The following is a 16,954-nucleotide window of genomic DNA, read 5'->3' as shown; positions in this document are numbered from 1 at the left end:
CTCACCAGGAACCTGACGCCCAGCATCGTCTCCATATGCGCCTCAACGAGACTCTGTACATCCGCCTCAACCTCAGCCGGACGCAACATGGCCTCGCTCACGCCGCTCGTCGTCGCGTGGAACAGCTTCAGGCCCGAACACCTTCCCCTCCTCGGCAACGAAGACCGTCAACGCCGAGGAGGGAAGGGATGTTTCCATACGAGGCCCTGTGTTTCAGCACTCCTGCGTCGCAGGGCCAGAGGACACACACGGAGATCGCGGCTGGCCCAACTCGTGCGGGCGGGGCCGACCAGCTTTGAGACCGTGCCCAGTTCAGGCACGCACCCTCTCAGGACACGCCAGTGCAGTCCGGTGGCCGCGGAAACCTCGCACTTGTCGACGCACAGGTCCTCGCGTCCACCTGGGCCGTGCCACCAACTGCCCGGACCGGCGGGAACAGGCGGGGCACGACGGGTCGACACCGAGCTCACTTCGGCTCCGGACTGGTGTGGCATCTCCTCCCGGTGGGGCGCGATGGAGCCAAGTTCACCTCCGATGCCCCTGCTTCAGGTGGGCTCTCTTCCGGACCCCATGCGGTCGTGACAGCAAGGAGGACAGCCCTCATCATGAGGAGGCGATGGCTGCCTCGATCGGTGTGCCCCGCATGTGCCGCGTCTGCCGACTGGCAGACGCGCTTCCGCTGAGCGTCGTACGGGCGGGGCTCTTCGCGGTCATCGGTACGGCGTTCGCCGTCGCCGCGCATCATGTGGTCTTCGACGACGCACCTTCGTGGATGACCCGTGGGCTCGCCATGCTGGCGCTCTTCGGTTGCGCGCTGGTGCGCGGCAGTGAACCAACCTCACTGAAAAAGCAGTTGGCCGCGGCTGCGACGGCGCAGGCCGTCCTCGCAGCCTGGTTCATGTATGCCGCCGACGACAGTGCCGCGAGTGCATTGCACGACGCCAAGTCGCTGCTCCTGATGTACATGGTGGCCACGCTGCTCACGGCATGGCCACTGCACGCGGTCGACCGAGGCGTCGCCCGCGTGATCAGCGCTGCGGGCAACGAGTTCGAGCTGTTGCGGGAGTATGTGCACCGGCTCGTGCAGCCACTCCGTCCGGTGGCGACGAGCGAGCCTGTGGTGGCTCGCCCTCGATTCGTACGTTGGGACAGGCCGCCGGCACCGAGTGCGCTCCTGGCCGACGCGTTGATACGCCGAGGTCTCCCCTTCGCTTTGCCGCGCGCCGCTGTCTGAGGCATTCGTCCCGGACCGCCCTGCGCGGCTTCCGTGTGCCCATGTCTGCGCCCATTTCGTACCGCGGCCTCAGGCAGAGGACCGCGGCAGGGGGAACCACTATGTCCATCAACGCTGTTGTCATCGGAGCGGGCCCGTACGGCCTGTCCACGGCCGCGCACTTGCGGGCGCGCGGTCTGAGCGTGAGGGTGTTCGGCTCGCCGATGGCGAGCTGGTCTCAGAACATGCCCGCCGGGATGCTGCTGAAGTCGCCGCCGAGCGCGTCGGTGATCTCGGCCGCCCAGCCCGGTTACACCCTGCAGGACTACCTTCGCACCTGCGGCGAGCGCAGCCTGAACGAGATCGAGCAGGTCCCGATCGAGCTCTTCGTCCGCTACGGCCTCTGGTTCCAGGAACAGCTGGTACCCGACGTGGACGACGTCCGGGTCGCCAGCGTCGACCGGCAGCTGGACGGCTTCCGCCTCAAACTCTCCTCCGGCGAGGAACTACGGGCGAACGCCGTGGTGGTGGCCAGCGGCCTCACCGGATTCGTGCACCTGCCCGCAGCACTCTCCATGGCCGTCGCCGACGGTCCGTCCCACCTCGGCCCCATCTCGCACAGCTCACAGCACACCGACCTCACCCGATACCGGGGCCGCGAGGTCGTCGTCGTCGGAGCGGGGCAGTCCGCGCTGGAAAGTGCGGCACTGCTCCAGGAAGCCGGCGCCGACGTGCGACTGCTCGCGCGGGCTCCCGAGGTCAAGTTCGGTGCGGCGCCCACGCAGGCACCGCACTGGCAGCCGGACACTCCGGTCGGCCGGTCCTGGTCTCTCTACGGCAGAGTGCACGGCGCGGGAACCTTCCGCCACTTGCCGTCGAACACCCGACTCCATCTCGTTCGGCGGGTCCTCGGCCCGTGCGGCGCATGGTGGCTCAAGGACCGCGTCGCGGGACGAATCCCAGTGCATGCGGCGCGCAGGATTCAGGGTGCCGAACTGGCGGGCTCCCGGGTGTGCCTGACCACCCGCTCTCCCGACGGCGGGACCCACACGGTCGAGGCCGATCACGTCCTGGCCGCGACCGGCTACCGGGTGCACCTGGAGGCGCTCGGGTTCCTCTCGCCCGAGCTGCGTGCCCGGCTCGTTCGGGACGCAGGGTTTCCGAGGCTGGACAGGGGGTTGAGTTCGTCGGTGCCGGGTCTCTACTTCACCGGGCTTCCTGCCGCCGGGGCCTTCGGACCTGTCCTGCGCTTTGTATGCGGAACGTCCTTCGCGTCGCCGCGCGTGACTGCGTCAGTAGCTGCTCACAACAACTGACGCATCGACAGACGGCGTTCACCGGAACAACTGGAGTGCCTTGCTTCCAGCCTCGTGAAGGCTGGAAACAAGGGCCTTCTGCTCTGGTCAGCTGATTCGCCTACGTGCGAACAGCGTGGCCGACACGGGACCTGGAGATGTGACCCATTGGGTCGCCGGACTGGGCGATCAAGGCGACGATGGCAAGCAGGTGGCCTCCTCGTCGGATGCCTCGCCCGGTAGGAGTATCGGCAGGTACGCTCCGCCCCGGCGGTTCCCACGAGAACCGCCGGGGCCACGTGCAGTCTTCAGGGGCTGGCCTCGTCGAATCCGTAACGCAGCGGCTCCGTCTTGACGTACAGGTCTTTCCGGTAGACGTGGTGTGCCTGCACGCTCACTCCCTCCGTGGGGGCGTCCACCAACACCGGGTAGGTGACTTGTAGTACGGCCGGCCGATCAGTGACCCGGATTCGCATGCCGTGCGCGGGGCCGCCGTCGAGTACGGCCTCCTCCCAACCACTCCCATCGTGACTCTCCATGCCGAAACTTTAAGGCGTGCTTGATCAGGGAACCATCAACAATTGGCAAGGCCGACCGGCCGAATACCTGTAGCAGATCGAGCCTTGCCCAGCCTGTCATCCCAGGGAGTTCGCCCGGCCGGGGGCCCTCTGGGGCGGGAGGGATGCCGACAGCCAGTGCGGCGAGGGCGACGCTCCGCTTTCCTGGGCCAGTCCAAGGACCGCGCGGGCCACTCGTGCTGTCGCGTCCGGCACCTGGCGGAAGCTCGGGAAGTCGTTCACGTCGACGACCACGGGGCCTTCGGGCCCCAACAGCACGTCGATCCCGTACAGGTCCAGGCCGTACACCGATCCCACCTCGGCCGCTATGCCAGCGACCTCCTTGGAGAGCGGTATGCGGCGTTCGGGTACGGCACGATCGGGGTGCAGCGGGGAGCCGCGTTCCGTCGCGAACAGTTCACCGGCGACCGCGTACACCTTGATGTCGGTCCCTGAGTTCGGTACGTACGGCTGGGCAATGAGCATGCCCTCACCCGCGAACCGGGGGAGCATCTCCTCCAACTGCGCCGACGAGGAGACCAGATGCACGGCTCGCCCCGAGCTGCCGTCGGCGGGCTTGATGACGAGAGGGAATTGCGCATCCGGTATCTCGCGGAGAAGTTCGGGGAGGGCCGCCGCGTAGGTGGTCGGCAGCGGAAGCCCCCGGTGCCGGCCGATGGCGGCGGCCAGCACCTTGTCGCGCACGCCGCGGATCGACCGGGCGTCATTAATCGTGGTCATGCCCGCAGCAGCCGCTGCTTCGAGCAGGGCCAGTCCCGGCCCGCCCGAGACCGTCTTGAGGACCCAGGCGTCGTGTGCGCCGGCGTCCACCGCATCGGTCATGCGCAGCAGTGAGCCACCCGGTCGCACGACATCCACTTGGTGTCCCCAGGAGACCAGTTGCCGGATCACCTCGTTGGGCATGCCGTCGTAGCGGTAACGCTCCTCCAGCAGGAAACAGAGCCTCATCGCACCTCCCCCGCTGTCTCCCGCAAGTCGGCTGATCCGGTTCGGGAATCCGAGACGCTGGCCTTCGGCAGCACAAGGGGGCTGAGAACCCCGAAGCGCACCTGCGCCGCACGCTCTCTTGAGTCACGGTCGAACAGGACCATAGAGGTCAGCCCCAAGTCCGCCAGCAGCCCGGTCCGGTCGAGATCCGACAGCAGCTTCATCAGACCTCGTTGGTGGACGGAAAAGACGCGCTGGGAGGCAAAGCGCTGGCGGGCCTGCTGCCCGGACAGGGCCTCCTGGGGGCCCACGTCGAGTATCACCATGTGCAAGGGGCGAGCGGCATGTTGAGTAGAGCGGGCCAGCCACCGGCGCATCCACGCTCTGCTGCCGCAGTCGTGAATGAGCAGCGGGCCGGGGCGTCGTATTGCGCGGTGCGTCCACCGCATGTGCTGGAGCCGGGTCCACGGCCGGTACACGGCGTAGGGAAGCCACGACGGCATCCGTGCCTCATGGGCGGTCCGGGTCGCGCGGGGATCGATGATCGTGGCGGCCGGGGACCACCGGTGCAGGAGGGTGCTCTTCCCGCTGCCGGGAAGTCCGGCGACGACGACCGTTGCGTTGCACGGGTAGGAGAGCCAGATGTCGGATCCGGGTGTGCCTCGGAAGTCGAGGATTCCCTGGGGGCCTATTCGCAGCGGCAGTGCACTCTCGTCCTCGCGATGCAGCTCAGGCTTCCCGGTCGGGGACAGGCCGGTGACCGGCAGGCCACCGGTCCTCGTGTTGCCGTCCGGTTGCACCCCGTTGGAGTGCTCGGTACTGAGAGGCGTTCTCACAGTTGACCAAGGCTTTGGGAGGCGGCGCGGTTGGCGAGCTCACCTCGATGAGGCGTACGGGCTGACCACCGGCGGCAGTTCAGTGCAGACCCGGTCCCTCTCAGGGCCGCCGAAGTGCTGTTGGCGGACTGAGCACCACCGTTGTACGCCCTCGCGCTGAGCAAGGTCAGACGTCGGAAGAACACGACTGACACCTTTCTGAATCCCCAGCGCGGTGGAGGCCGATCCCCCGGCTCAGGTGACCGGGGATCGCCGCTGGCGTCGCGAGCGCCAAACTTGAATTCTACGCGGCCGTAGAGCGGAGCACTCCACTCGCTGACCATGGTTTGTCCAAGGATGCAGCGTGCACGGGGCGATTCCTGCGACTGAATGAGGGACTCAACCCGGCCTCGGCTTGGGCTCCCCGCGAATCCGGTCGGATACACGGGGAGCTCACACTTCGTCCCGTCAGGTGGTGGTGTTACCGCGGCACTTGAACCACCACAGCCCGCCACCGAGCGCGACGACAATCACGCCGATCACGACCAGCAGGGCCGGGCTCACGCCGTCGTCCTGCTGCGCCGAGCTCTCCCTCGCCGGGGGCTTTGCATCCGAAGGCGATGGGACGGCGGCCGGGCTGGAGGGTGCGGCAGTGCTGGGTACGGCCTCCGGGCTCGGGCTGAGCGGCTTCGCACCGACTGCGGCGGGCCGCAGTTCGAGCCGGGGAGCCGGGCTGCCGTGTCCGCTACCGGTGGTCTTCTCCAGTTCGATCCAGCGGTCCACCCGGCCGTCGCTGTAGGTCTGCAGAGTCTTGAACGCCAGCGACTTGGCGTCCGGGAGCTGGCGAACGGTGACCGAGTACGCCACGTCCTTCCCGACGGCTATCGTCGGGCCCGTAACGCTGTAGCCCTGGTCGGTGACGGTCAGCTTCCAGCCCGCCGGGCCCTGCTTGTACACGACGTCTGCCGGGGTGACGCCCTTGGGGAGAATCACCTCGAGCTTGGTGATGCCCGCCCTGTCGGACTCCGTTTCGGCGTTGAAGGACAGAGTGACGTTCTCGGCGAGGGCGCGGGCGCCCTCTGCCTCGACCTCGACATGCGCGAAGGCCGGGCCGACCACGATGATCGTGACCGCCGCTGTGGCAGCGGCCGTTGCGGTGAGACGGCACGCGGTGCGCGCCCAGGTGCTGGACACGGGTAACTCCCCTGGTGATGTGGCTGTTTGCGGGCACGCCGAAGCGCGCCCCGGGGTCAGGCGGCGAGGCCGGGCTCCGCCGACGGAGGCCCCCTGCGCACCACTACGTGCGCCAGCACCAGAGAGTTGCACGGGGGTGATTGCGCCCGCGCGCGTACCGGCCGCAGCCGACGCGGAACCCTGAACGGCAGCCGGTGCGGTACGAGCCGTACGAACCACTCGACGAGCACTCGCCGAGGCGGCCCGCGAGCGTGCGGCTGGCGGTGCCCGCCCGCTGCATGCACCAGGCCACCAGCAGGGCCGCGGTGACATGGGCTGCGGTCATCGAGGCGCCATGATGCCCGGAGTGCCACGCCTCGTGGGTTTCCTGTGGACCACCGTGGCCGACCATGGGATGAGCGGCTTCGGGGGTGGGGTTCACGGTCCGCGCGAGCAAGAAGTGCAGAGCTGCTTAAGTGGTCCCGGTGGCGAGCAGAACCGTGCGAAGCGAGCGCAGCCACCGCACCGTGCACAGGGCGAGGCCGAAGAGCAGCATTGCGGCGAGCAGCACTGCACGCCACGGGACCGAATGACCCGAGGCGAGATGGTGGCCGGAAACGGCAAGCCCGGTGGTGGCAGTGGTGAACACCCCGGCGCGGACAGCCTGCACAAGCACGTCCGGCTCCGGCCGAGAACCGAAGCGGCGCGCAGCGCAGGCACTCCTGGTCCACGACATGTGGGCCCCATCATGGGGCATCCCTGCACCGCCCGTCCGTACGGCCCGGATATTTTCCGCCCCCACTCGACGGTTCGAAGCACCGCTTGCGACACTCTGCGCCATGACCAGCAGCGACCTCCCCACCTTCTATCAGGCCATCTGCCCGCAGGAGGTGAGCGGCGAGCTTCGGCAGAGCATGATCAGCTGCTGGACCGAAGTCAGCAACGCGGGCGGGGCCGCGGGGTTCCCCTTTCCTCCGGTCGACCCCGACGAGGTCGCCAACGCGGCTGATCTGCTCATCGGAGCGCTTGCCCCGCAGCGCAACCGTCTCGTGGTCGCCTCGGTCGACGGGATTCTGGCCGGGTGGCTGAACATCCGCCGCGACCCGCAGCCGCTCGTCGCGCACTGGGGCACTGCACCATGTCCAGACCCGCATTGGTGTGCGTGGCCGTGGAATCGGCGCTGCTCTGATGAACCGTGCGCACCAGGTTGCCCGCGAGGAGATGAACCTGGAGCAGCTCCATCTCGCGGTCCGTGGTGGTGCTCGGACTCGAAGCCCTCTACGAGCGTCTGGGCTGGAAGGAAAACGGCCGCCGTCCAGGCATGCTCCGTCTCGCCTCCGAATTATGTCTAGCTTGAGTGGTGAGTACGGCATCTGACCAGCGCGTTCTCGTCAAGGACATGTACGTGAACTACGAACGATCGGCTGAGCGCAGCCTTTGGATGCGTGAGGCTGAAGCGCCGGAACTCACTCCGGGGCTAAAGCCTTCTTGCTGGTTTACGGCTTCCCCCCCGCTCGTGCGAATGTTCCAACGCTCCGGCCCCGGAGTGAGGCAGCGGGATCGGCCGAAGGGCACCGCCTGCCAGGGCCCGGCAGCGCCGCCCGTCTGAGCACTGCCGGAGTTACCTCTCATATTCCCGCCAGGTTCGCGGGACGCTGGCAAGCCGTTACGGGGAGGGGGCGAGATGAGGCATGTTCCTTTCTTCCGGTGGGTGCTGACGTTAGGGTTCGTGCTCTTTGCCTGTTCGGTGGGGGTGTACGCCGCCGGGTCGGACCTGCCTGATGCACGTCAGATCGACCTGACCGTGCTCGATGAGGAGCCCGACGGATCGTGCAGGGTCCGTTGGATCGACCCGTATCAGAAGCGGGCGAGGGAAGCGTCCTACCAATGCGATCCCGGCCGGTCCGACCTCCTCAAGGCGCCGCAGTACGCCGGCAGCCGCGGCTACGGCTGGGAAAGCGGGTTCATGCTCACCGAGGGGCCGGAGCGAGGGAATCTGGAGGACCTCGCCACCGAGCAAGATCTCAGCCATGCGGACGTCTTGCTGATGTTGGGAACGCCGCTCATCGCCCTCGGGCTGATCGGTGGGAACCTCCGTGCCCTCCCCCGAGTCCTTGGGGTGCAGGCACGGCTCATCCGCCACGCGACCGACCTGTCCAAAGCCGCAACGTGGGCGGCCGAGGAGTACGAACGGGCCGTTTCGGCGGTGGGGGAAGCGGGACGCCACGACGTCCTGTCCCAGGGTGCCGCCAGTGGCCGCCCAGGTACCCGACTGATCACAGCGCTTTGGGTACTGCGGGAGGCGGGCCCGCAGGCGCGCGAGGCTGCGGCTCTCGGCCGGAAGCTCGCAAACCAGCTTCACAGGCTGCTGGACGATGCAGCCCCCGCCGCCGGGCTGCGGAGCATGCTGCAGGCCGGCCCGGCAGCCCGGTCAAGCGCGGCCCAGGCAGCTGTCGAGCTGCGTCTGCTGCTGGCCGACGCGGAGCGGAACGGCCTGCCCGAACGTTTCGCGCAGACCTCGGTCGACCTGCTTCGGGGGCAGGACGCCGACTGGGCCGCCCTTGCGGCCGCGTCGGACTTCGCAATGGACCCCGCCGCGTACAGGCACTTGTTGGCCCAGGTGACACGGCCCGCGGTCGTTCCGCAGGCGCCCTCTCCCCGCCAGGGTCGCTGGTGGCGTCGACGGCGGTAAGGGTCCCGCCGGGCACAGCTCTGTACGTCTTCCTCGGCCTCACTTGACGGGTCGGGCCGGGAGCTCGTGATCAGGTCGCCATCAAGCTCACAACGCGCCTGGTAAGGGCCGGAACTCAGGTAGGTGTCCGTGGACTCGGTCGGGACTCGGTCGACCACGTCCCGGCGGAGGAACTGTGGGTGCTGGTCAAGACGGAGTGCCTCAGCAGCCGCGTCTACGCCACCAGGGCCGAGGCGAACCTTGCGCCCTTCGAGTACATCGACGCCTTCTACAACCCCGCCGCATCCAGAAGCGGCTCGGTCACCTCAGGCTCATCGAGCTCGAAACGGCCGGATGGCGGCCACGAGGTCGGGCTGGGTGTACAGCCACGACCTCGACACTCCGGCCGCCTTCGCGATCCCCGCGAAGCTGGTGCGACTGCCCGAGCGTTGTGCTGCTGTGATGGCCTTCTCGGCGTCGCCGCGGGCCCGCTCGCTACGACGTCGGGTGGCCTCGGCAAGTGCGGCGGTGTTGTCAGCTGGCGGCATCCGACGCTTTGCACAGGCAGTGGCCGGGCCAGCGCCGGGCGTCGGAGACCGTGTGACGCCGCGAGGGTCGTCACGTCCCTGCTGTCACTGATCGCGGCGGGAACCCGCGGTCACCATGGCGGGGCTCGTGAAGGAAGGACTGCTGGACCCGGGCCGGTGGAGGACCTCAAGCTCCCCGCCCGACTCCGATCCCCCGGTCTCCGAAGAGAGTTGCCGCCGCAAGAAGGGCATGACTCCCTGGTCGCGGAGAGCTGCGAGCCAGATCTCTCTGGCGACGGCCGTCTTGGGTGAGTGCTTCGCCCCGCGAGGGATGCCCGACGATCGGTGCTGGCGGGCGGTGTGCAGGAGAGCCACTAGCGCGGCACCGGTTGCCAGGAGGGTGACGGTGCCGCATGCCCAGCCGGCCGTGACCAGGGGCCCGGTCACCGCGGCGTGGTCTCCGAAGAGGGTCAGACCGTAGCCGATCAGCAGCAAGGTGACGGCCGCAATGAGGGAGAGGATGGGCACCAGTACCGCCAGAACGGCCAGTACACCGGCGTTCGGTTGCTCCTGGCCCGGCGGGCCGGAGAGGGGCACCACGTTGCCTGCGGACGTTGTCCGGGCCTGTCGTCCAGCCGCTGTGTACTCCTGGTACTCGTGTGCGGCGGACGAGGCGATGGAGGTGCTCGCGGCAAGCGCCCTGACCCGCAACTGCCCGGCATTGACGGCTGCGCCAGGCAGCCGGGCCTGGATCTCCTCGGAGGAAATCGCCTCGTCGAGCACTCGCCGGTAGTCGGCCCGGTCCTCTTCCTGGAATCGGAACGGTCTGATCATTCAATGCCCCCGATGGATGTGCGGTCAGAGGTGCGGAGTGATGGCGGGCATGAGGTCCTGGAAGGTCCGGCCGTCGGCGGGCGTGCCGATGGCTGCCATCTGCCAGCCGGCGCCCTGCCGGATCACCTTGGCCATGATCTGAGCGGTGTGGCGCCCTCCGCCGGTGAGGATGTAGCGGGCGAGTTCCTGGCCGTTCGTCTCGTCGATGAGGCGGCAGAATGCGTTGTCGACCTCCTCGAAGGTCTGCCCGGTGAAGGAGTTCACCGTGAACACGATCTGGTCGATGTGTACGGGCACGCGGGAGAGGTCGACGACGATGGACTCGTCGTCGCCACCCTGGCCCGCTCCGCCGACCCGGTTGTCGCCCGTGTGCGTGACGGAGCCGTCGTCGCTGACGAGGTGCTGGAAGAAGACGACGTCCACCGGCTGCTTCTCGGCGAACAGGACGGCGGAGGCGTCCAGGTCGATCTCGCGGGCGGTCAGCTTGGCGAGGAATCCCTTGCGGTGTGCCGCCTGCCAGCCCAGTCCCATGCGGACGACGCTCAGGGCGCCGCCGTCGGACTTGCACAGGCTGATCTGCTGGCCCTTGGTCAGGTTCACGGACATGTGCGCTGCCTCTTCAGTGGGTGTCGGGAAGGACGGATGGTGCGGACGGAGTTCCGGCGAGAAGGACGTCAGGGCCGAGCCCGACCGTCTTCCGGCTTGTCTCCAGTGCCGCCGCCGGGGCGCACCTGGACGATGGGGGAAGCATGGGGCGGCTCGCCGGCTCCCTCGGCCTTCATTGCTTTCGCCTCGCTCTTGAGGATGCGGGCGGCCTTGCCCGCGTTACGGGCCAGGTCGGGGAGCTTCTTGGCGCCGAAGAAGACGAGGACAACGATCAGGAGTATGGCGAGCTCGCTGAGTCCGAACACCGGTATCCGCTTTCTCGAAGTGTGGGTGGGCACGGGGCGAGGCGCCGCCTTCGCCCCGTGCCTGCTGCGTGCGGCCGAAAGGTCAGACGTTGACGCCGAAGTCCGATGCGATGCCGGCCAGGCCGCTCGCGTAGCCCTGGCCGACCGCGCGGAACTTCCACTCCGCACCGTTGCGGTAGAGCTCGCCGAAGACCATCGCGGTCTCGGTGGCGGCGTCCTCGCTCAGGTCGTAGCGCGCGATCTCGGCGCCGCCGGCCTGGTTGACCACCCGGATGAACGCGCCTCGGACCTGGCCGAAGCTGTGACCGCGGGTCTCGGCGTCGTGGATCGAGACGGGGAAGACGATGCGCGCCACCCCGGCGGGGACGGCGGCGAGGTCGACCTTGATGGACTCGTCGTCGCCCTCGCCCTCGCCGGTGAGGTTGTCGCCGGTGTGCTCGACCGAACCGTCCGGGCTCTTGAGGTTGTTGAAGAAGACGAAGTGCTGGTCGGACAGCACCTTCCCGGCCTCGTCGACCAGGAGCGCGCTGGCGTCGAGGTCGTAGTCGGCGCCCGTGGTCGTACGGACGTCCCAGCCCAGACCCACCAGTACGGCGGTGAGGCCCGGGGCCTCCTTGCTGAGCGAGACATTGCCGCCCTTGGCGAGGCTGACACCCATGTCGATTCCCTTCTCCGGTGGCAGGCCGATGGCCGGAAGACCTCAGCCCGTACGTGACAGGACAACAAATCTACAGCACTGTAGAAATACAGATGCGTGTGAACTGCGGCTTCTTGAGGGGATGTTCCGGCCAGACGGGTCGGCGGTGTTCGGTGCTGCCTCGGCTGCCTGACTACGATGCTCCGATGCCCGCACGGCAGCGCGGGCAACGGACAGGAGGGAGGCCGGTCATGACCGACGGCACGGAGAAGACGGACCCACCCGCACGGGAGCGCAGGCGCGGACAGGGTGAGCTGGAGGCACAGGTGCTGTCCCTCCTGGGCGCGGCGCCCGGTCCGGTGACCGCCGCCTGGGTACAGGAACATCTCGGTGGAGATCTCGCGTACACGACGGTCATCACGATCCTGACCAGGCTCCACGCGAAGCAGGCGGTGACCCGCAGCAGGGTGGGGCGCTCCTTCGAGTGGACGCCGGTGGCGGACGGGGCGGGGCTGGTCGCGCTGCGGATGCGCAAGCTGCTCGACCGGGAGGACGACCGCGACGCCGTCCTGTCCAGTTTCGTGTCCGCGCTCTCCCGGGACGACGAGCGGCTGCTGCGCGCCCTGCTCAACGAACCCGAAGATCCGGAGCGTTGACCTGTGGGTGTCTTCGTCTTCCTGCCGTTGATCCTGCCTCTGACGGTTCTGCCGATCGCCCGTCTCGCGGAGCAGCATCTCCATCCGCGAAGTGCCGCCATTCTGCTCACCGCCGTGGGCGCGATCCTCGCCGTGTGCAGCACCGTGTGCCTGGTTCTGCTCGTGGTCGTCGGCACCGCCCAGCTTCCCGGAAATCCACTGCCTGACAGCTGGTCCGACCCCGAGGTGCGCGAAGCAGTCCCGTACGACGAGATCGCGGGCAAGGCGTCGATCGTCCTGCTCGCCCTGGTCCTGGTGGCGTGCGCGGTCGCGCTGGGCCGTCACTACCGGTTCCGTGCGCAGGCCCACCGCGTGCTGACCGGCCTGGAATCGGAGTCCGAGGTGGCCGTACTCACCGACGACGAGCCCTACGCGTACGCCCTCCCCGGGGCACCCGGGCGCGTGCTGGTGTCCACCGGCATGCTGGCCCGTCTGGGCGATGTGGAGCGCCAGGCCCTCCTCGCCCACGAGCGCGCCCATCTCGCCGGGCGCCATCACCGGCTGTTGCTCGCGGTGCAGTTGGCGGGCTGTGCCAATCCGTTGCTGCGTCCGCTGCGCAAGGCCGTCGGTTACTGCACCGAGCGCTGGGCGGACGAGGAAGCAGCCCGTGCCACCGGCGACCGCCGTACGACTGCCCGCGCGGTCGGCAAGGCCGCGCTCATCTCCCGCTCCGCCTCACGGCGTGCCCGCCTGCCCAGCCTGGCTGCCTTCGCCGAAGCGGGCCCGGTGCCCCGCCGGGTGGCAGCCCTGCTCGGCCCCGTCCCACCCGCCAACGGGTGGCCGCCCGCGCTCACTTCGGCCGGTCTCGCCGCCATCGTCGCGGCAGCCGGTACAGCCGCCTCCACGCTCTCGGCGCTCAATGCGGCAGTCGCCCTCTATCTCATCCTGGAGGCCGCGACCTTCGGGTGAGCCGCACAGGCCCGGACTTCCTCATTTTCTACAGCGCTGTAGAGTGCGCGCATCATACGGCGTGGCAGCCCAGGGTCGGTGAGCCGGCGGGCTCGGGAAGGCGGCAGGGTGGGAACACGGGGCAGGGGCCGACAGGCATCACAGGGGCGGCGAGGCAGGGCGGGCAAGGGGCGCGCCCGGCTGACGGGGCGCGGTCGGCTGGCGCTGTGGATCGGGGGCACTTTCGCCGTGCTGGCCCTGGTGGCGGCCGGAGTGGGGGTCTGGGTCTACCAGGGCCTGGACGGCAACATCCACGGTGCGGACGTCGACTCCAAGCTGGGCGGCGACAGGCCGGTCAACCTGAGCCCGGGCTCGAAGAACATTCTGGTGGTGGGTTCCGACTCGCGAGAGGGTGACAACGCGAAGTACGGCAAGGACCTCACCACCATGCAGTCGGACACGCTCATGGTCATGCACCTCTCCGCCGACCGCTCCTGGGCGACGGTGGTCTCCCTCCCCCGTGACTCGTGGGTCAGCATCCCCGCCTGTGACAAGGGCGACGGTACGACCTCGGCCCCGCACCCCTTCAAGATCAATGCGGCCTTCGCCATCGGCGGCACGAGCGGCAAGGTCTCCGAGGCCGCCGCGTGCACCATCCGGACGGTGGAGCGCAACACGGGGCTGCGCATCGACCACTTCATGTCCGTCGACTTCCAGGGTTTCAAGGGCGTGGTCAACGCCCTCGACGGCATCGAGATCTGCCCCAAGTCGGCCATCCACGACAAGAAGGCCCACCTCGACCTGGAGGCCGGCTGCCAGACGGTCAAGGACGAGAAGGCCCTTGGCTACGTCCGGACCCGTTACAGCGTCGGCGACGGATCCGACCTCGGCCGCATCGGCCGCCAGCAGGAATTCCTCCAGGCCCTGGCCGACAAGGCCCAGCAGAAACTCACCAACCCGAGCGCCCTCTACGGAGTGCTGGACTCGGTCACCAAGTCCCTGACCACGGACAGTGCGCTGGCGGGCATCAAGCCGCTCTACGGCCTCGCGTCCGAGATCAAGGGCATCCCCGCGGACCGGCTGACGTTCCTGACGGTGCCGAACTACGCCCGTGAAGCGGACGTACCCACGGACAAGGCCAACGTGGTCTGGCAGTACCCGCAGGCAGCCGACCTCTTCACCTCGCTGGCAGCAGACCGCGAAGTCGACAAGAAGAACCTGGAAGCAGCGGCGAAGAACCCCGTGTACGCCGCGACGGTCCGGGTGCGCGTGCTCAACGGGAGCGGCACGCCCGGCCAGGCCGCGAAGGTCGCTCAGGACGTACGCGCCGCCGGATACACCGTCACGGGAACGGGCAACACGCCGAGTCCTGCGGACAAGACCTCCGTCGCCTACCCTGATGGCCTCCAGAAGCAGGCCGAGGTGCTCGCATCCCGGCTGCCCGGTGTCCGGGCCGCGCCTACTGCGGATGCCGCGCCGGGGACGGTCACGCTCGTTGTGGGTCCGGATTTCAAGGTCTTCGGGGCGAGCCGGGGCGGGGCACGCTGAACCGCAGGCCCGCGGTTGCGACGTCAGGAGCGTGACGTGTTGCGGTCGCAGGGGACACAGAGAAAGGCCCGCAGCACGGCCGCGGGCCCTTCTCTCACTGGGGTTCGTGCGTAACGCCTTGGGGCACCAGGCGGGTCACTGACGTGACTTGAAGCGGTCGAGCGCGGCGACGCCCACTACGGCGAGGGCGATCTGGATGAGCCATTCGATCCAGTCGATTCCCTTGGTGTCGGCTACGCCGAATGCGGCGGCGATGGCTGTGCCGATGAGTGCTGCGACGATTCCGACCACGATGGTCCACAGGATGCCGATGCGCTGGCGGCCCGGTAGGACGAGCCGCGCGAGTACGCCGATGACAATGCCGATCACGATCGCGCTGATGATCCCGGAGATCTCCATGCTGCCCCACTTTTCGGTAGTCCTGGAAGGAATGTGCCCAGCCGACCTGCAATCACGCCATGCGGCAGCGGCTGCGGCTGCGCCGGGTCAGAGGTCGAACTCGTGCGGCGGAAGGTCCAGTGCGTAACAGGCTTCGCGGACGACGGCCTGCTCGGTCTTGTCGAAGTCTCCGTCGGCTCCACCGATGACGATGCCGATCTGGACGACGGCGCGTGCCTCGGCGGGCTTCTTCTTGGCCTTGGCGATCTCCTGGAGCACGCTGACCTTGCCGAGGGCGAAGTCGGCCGTGAGCTTGGCGAGGTTCTCGTCGAACCGGCGCTGCAGGTCGTCGGGGGCGAAGTTCTGGAGGACTTCGTTGGTGGCGATCAGCTGGGCGACCCGGCTGCGCTCGGACGGGTCGATGGTGCCGTCGGCGGCGGCGACCAGTGCGCACATGGCCATGCTGGAGTCGCGGAATGCGCCGCTCTTGAGGTCGTTCTTCTTTGCCGTGAGCTGGGTCTGCATCGTCGACGCGGACTCTTTGAAGCGATCCCACAGGGCCACGAGAACTCCTTAGTACGTCGGGGGTCGTCCGGGCCGCAGGAAACGCGGCCCGGACGACCACATTTTTCTACAGTGATGTAGAAGCTAGCAGGCGGGTCGGTGCCGCTCAGTCCTCCTCCGGCTCCTGCTCCTCCTCGCCCTCCTCGTCGTCCCCTTCGAAGAAGTCGCCCACCTCGTCGACGACTTCGGCTGCCACCATGCCGCCGACCACGCCAACGGCCAGACCTGCGGCTCCGGCGGCAACAACAGTTCCCATACCGGGACCGGACCGGCCGTTGTGGTGATCGCTGTGCCCGTGGTCGCTCTTGTGGGGGTGCCCGGCGTGGTGCAGGTCACTGGGCCCGTGCGGGGCGGGTACGCCGTGGGTGCGGTGGGTGGCGGCCAGCTGCCGCACCCAGCTGTCGACTTCGGTGTGCCAGTCGTAGTGGCTGACGCTCTGGTGGCTCACGGCGAAGCGTGTGAGTGCGTCGTGCCCGGAGGGGAAGAGGCCGCTGGGTTTGTCCGCCTCCAGGACCACTTCCATGCCACCGGGGTTGACCAGGAAGGTGACCTCGACCTCGCGCATAGCGTGCGCGTACTGCGGAGCGGGGCTCAGCTCGATCTCCTGGTAGAAGGGCAGCTGCTGTCCCGTCCCTCCGATGCGGCCGTACTCCAGGTCGGCCGATTTGAAGCCGAAGCCGAGCTGCCCGAGAGCCTCAAGGACCGCCTCCTGCACCGGCAGCGGCCGGACGACGAGTTGGTCCAAGTCCCCCTTGTCCTTGGCGCCGGCCACCGACAGCTCCGTACGGACGCCGAGGACGATACCCAGGGACTGCCCGTGCAGTTCGGTGACCGGGGTTTCCCAGGGCAGTGTCATCGAGAACGGGATGCTCCGGCGCTCTCCTTCGGCGAGTCGGAATCCGCCGCCGACCACGACGCGGTCGAAGCGGACCGCTCCTTCCTCCTCACTCTCGTCGTGCTCCGCCTCGACGCGGGCGACCAGATCCAGGGCGATCTGCTCGATGTCGAAGTCGGCCTTACCACCGACGAGACGGACCTCGCCCCGCAGAGAACCGCCGGGGAGGGCGGGCCCTCCTTCCAGGACCGTGTCCACCGTGGGGCCGCCGACACCGAGTGAGCCAAGCAGCCGTTTGAACACCATCGCGGCGTCCACTCCTTCGTGTTCATGTTGTGCGCGGTTCTGGGCCGGGGGGGGGGGGGGGGGGGGGGGGGGGGGGGGGGGGGGGGGGGGGGGGGGGGGGGGGGGGGGGGGGGGGCCGGCGCGGGGGGGGGCGGGGGGGGGCGGGGCGCGGCGGCGGCC

The 16,954-nt window shown here is 68.5% G+C and carries 20 protein-coding genes; 6 read left to right on the top strand and 14 right to left on the bottom strand.

Annotated elements, in window-relative coordinates:
- The first annotated feature begins 616 nt into the window (after nucleotides 1–616).
- Nucleotides 617–1,234 (top strand): hypothetical protein, encoded by a 618-nt coding sequence (locus tag ACIA73_RS37610; protein ID WP_399443475.1) that lies wholly within the window; start codon nucleotides 617–619, stop codon nucleotides 1,232–1,234.
- 101 nt (nucleotides 1,235–1,335) lie between these two features.
- Nucleotides 1,336–2,529, top strand: a complete 1,194-nt coding sequence (locus ACIA73_RS37605) for an NAD(P)-binding domain-containing protein (protein WP_399443474.1) — start codon at nucleotides 1,336–1,338, stop codon at nucleotides 2,527–2,529.
- 287 nt (nucleotides 2,530–2,816) lie between these two features.
- On the opposite strand, the gene ACIA73_RS37600 is transcribed toward ACIA73_RS37605, so the two are convergent.
- The 6 genes from ACIA73_RS37600 to ACIA73_RS37575 all read right to left on the bottom strand — a co-directional run bounded on the left by ACIA73_RS37600 (nucleotide 2,817) and on the right by ACIA73_RS37575 (nucleotide 6,677).
- Entirely contained in the window at nucleotides 2,817–3,047 is a 231-nt protein-coding gene (locus tag ACIA73_RS37600; protein WP_399443473.1) for a hypothetical protein, read from the bottom strand.
- Nucleotides 3,048–3,143: 96 nt separating this feature from the next.
- Complete coding sequence (locus ACIA73_RS37595; RefSeq protein WP_399443472.1) at nucleotides 3,144–4,034, bottom strand: RimK family alpha-L-glutamate ligase; 891 nt, start codon at nucleotides 4,032–4,034, stop codon at nucleotides 3,144–3,146.
- Entirely contained in the window at nucleotides 4,031–4,849 is an 819-nt protein-coding gene (locus ACIA73_RS37590; RefSeq protein WP_399443471.1) for an AAA family ATPase, read from the bottom strand. Before ACIA73_RS37590 ends, ACIA73_RS37595 begins: the two co-directional genes overlap by 4 nt.
- 447 nt (nucleotides 4,850–5,296) lie before the next feature.
- The gene (locus ACIA73_RS37585) at nucleotides 5,297–6,022 is read right to left on the bottom strand and encodes a DUF1775 domain-containing protein (protein ID WP_399443470.1); all 726 of its coding nucleotides are present in this window, start codon (nucleotides 6,020–6,022) and stop codon (nucleotides 5,297–5,299) included.
- A 103-nt stretch (nucleotides 6,023–6,125) separates the two neighbouring features.
- Nucleotides 6,126–6,347 carry a hypothetical protein gene (locus tag ACIA73_RS37580; protein ID WP_399443469.1) on the bottom strand — a complete coding sequence of 74 codons (222 nt, stop codon included), beginning with the start codon at nucleotides 6,345–6,347 and terminating at the stop codon, nucleotides 6,126–6,128.
- Between the two features lie 126 nt (nucleotides 6,348–6,473).
- Nucleotides 6,474–6,677, bottom strand: coding sequence for a hypothetical protein (locus ACIA73_RS37575; protein ID WP_399443468.1), 204 nt, complete (start codon nucleotides 6,675–6,677; stop codon nucleotides 6,474–6,476).
- 1,008 nt (nucleotides 6,678–7,685) lie between these two features.
- On the opposite strand from ACIA73_RS37575, the gene ACIA73_RS37570 reads away from it, so the two are divergent.
- Nucleotides 7,686–8,693: a hypothetical protein gene (locus ACIA73_RS37570; protein WP_399443467.1), complete on the top strand. Its 1,008-nt coding sequence runs from the start codon at nucleotides 7,686–7,688 to the stop codon at nucleotides 8,691–8,693.
- Between the two features lie 311 nt (nucleotides 8,694–9,004).
- On the opposite strand, the gene ACIA73_RS37565 is transcribed toward ACIA73_RS37570, so the two are convergent.
- The 5 genes from ACIA73_RS37565 to ACIA73_RS37545 form a co-directional block, all read right to left on the bottom strand.
- On the bottom strand, nucleotides 9,005–9,220 hold the full coding sequence (locus tag ACIA73_RS37565; protein WP_399443466.1) for a hypothetical protein: 216 nt from the start codon (nucleotides 9,218–9,220) through the stop codon (nucleotides 9,005–9,007).
- 84 nt (nucleotides 9,221–9,304) lie between these two features.
- The gene (locus ACIA73_RS37560) at nucleotides 9,305–10,033 is read right to left on the bottom strand and encodes a hypothetical protein (RefSeq protein WP_399443465.1); all 729 of its coding nucleotides are present in this window, start codon (nucleotides 10,031–10,033) and stop codon (nucleotides 9,305–9,307) included.
- Nucleotides 10,034–10,057: 24 nt separating this feature from the next.
- Nucleotides 10,058–10,639 carry a TerD family protein gene (locus ACIA73_RS37555; protein ID WP_399443464.1) on the bottom strand — a complete coding sequence of 194 codons (582 nt, stop codon included), beginning with the start codon at nucleotides 10,637–10,639 and terminating at the stop codon, nucleotides 10,058–10,060.
- A 68-nt stretch (nucleotides 10,640–10,707) separates the two neighbouring features.
- Complete coding sequence (locus ACIA73_RS37550; RefSeq protein WP_399443463.1) at nucleotides 10,708–10,944, bottom strand: twin-arginine translocase TatA/TatE family subunit; 237 nt, start codon at nucleotides 10,942–10,944, stop codon at nucleotides 10,708–10,710.
- A gap of 82 nt (nucleotides 10,945–11,026) precedes the next feature.
- A complete protein-coding gene (locus ACIA73_RS37545; RefSeq protein WP_399443462.1) occupies nucleotides 11,027–11,602 on the bottom strand; it encodes a TerD family protein in 576 nt (191 codons plus the stop codon).
- 230 nt (nucleotides 11,603–11,832) lie between these two features.
- Here ACIA73_RS37545 and ACIA73_RS37540 point away from each other — a divergent pair, with 230 nt between their 5' ends.
- The 3 genes from ACIA73_RS37540 to ACIA73_RS37530 all read left to right on the top strand — a co-directional run bounded on the left by ACIA73_RS37540 (nucleotide 11,833) and on the right by ACIA73_RS37530 (nucleotide 14,712).
- Nucleotides 11,833–12,237, top strand: a complete 405-nt coding sequence (locus ACIA73_RS37540) for a BlaI/MecI/CopY family transcriptional regulator (RefSeq protein ID WP_399443461.1) — start codon at nucleotides 11,833–11,835, stop codon at nucleotides 12,235–12,237.
- Between the two features lie 3 nt (nucleotides 12,238–12,240).
- Entirely contained in the window at nucleotides 12,241–13,185 is a 945-nt protein-coding gene (locus tag ACIA73_RS37535) for a M56 family metallopeptidase (RefSeq protein ID WP_399443460.1), read from the top strand.
- A 180-nt stretch (nucleotides 13,186–13,365) separates the two neighbouring features.
- On the top strand, nucleotides 13,366–14,712 hold the full coding sequence (locus ACIA73_RS37530) for an LCP family protein (protein WP_399443507.1): 1,347 nt from the start codon (nucleotides 13,366–13,368) through the stop codon (nucleotides 14,710–14,712).
- Between the two features lie 135 nt (nucleotides 14,713–14,847).
- Here ACIA73_RS37530 and ACIA73_RS37525 read toward each other — a convergent pair whose 3' ends face one another.
- The 3 genes from ACIA73_RS37525 to ACIA73_RS37515 form a co-directional block, all read right to left on the bottom strand.
- Complete coding sequence (locus tag ACIA73_RS37525) at nucleotides 14,848–15,111, bottom strand: GlsB/YeaQ/YmgE family stress response membrane protein (RefSeq protein WP_399443459.1); 264 nt, start codon at nucleotides 15,109–15,111, stop codon at nucleotides 14,848–14,850.
- 87 nt (nucleotides 15,112–15,198) lie between these two features.
- Complete coding sequence (locus ACIA73_RS37520) at nucleotides 15,199–15,654, bottom strand: tellurite resistance TerB family protein (RefSeq protein ID WP_399443458.1); 456 nt, start codon at nucleotides 15,652–15,654, stop codon at nucleotides 15,199–15,201.
- A 106-nt stretch (nucleotides 15,655–15,760) separates the two neighbouring features.
- Complete coding sequence (locus ACIA73_RS37515; RefSeq protein WP_399443457.1) at nucleotides 15,761–16,795, bottom strand: sporulation protein; 1,035 nt, start codon at nucleotides 16,793–16,795, stop codon at nucleotides 15,761–15,763.
- Nucleotides 16,796–16,954 lie beyond the last annotated feature (159 nt).

This window comes from Streptomyces sp. NPDC051561 (assembly GCF_044454195.1).
Lineage (GTDB): Bacteria > Actinomycetota > Actinomycetes > Streptomycetales > Streptomycetaceae > Streptomyces.
This window is presented reverse-complemented; position numbering and strand designations above follow the sequence as displayed.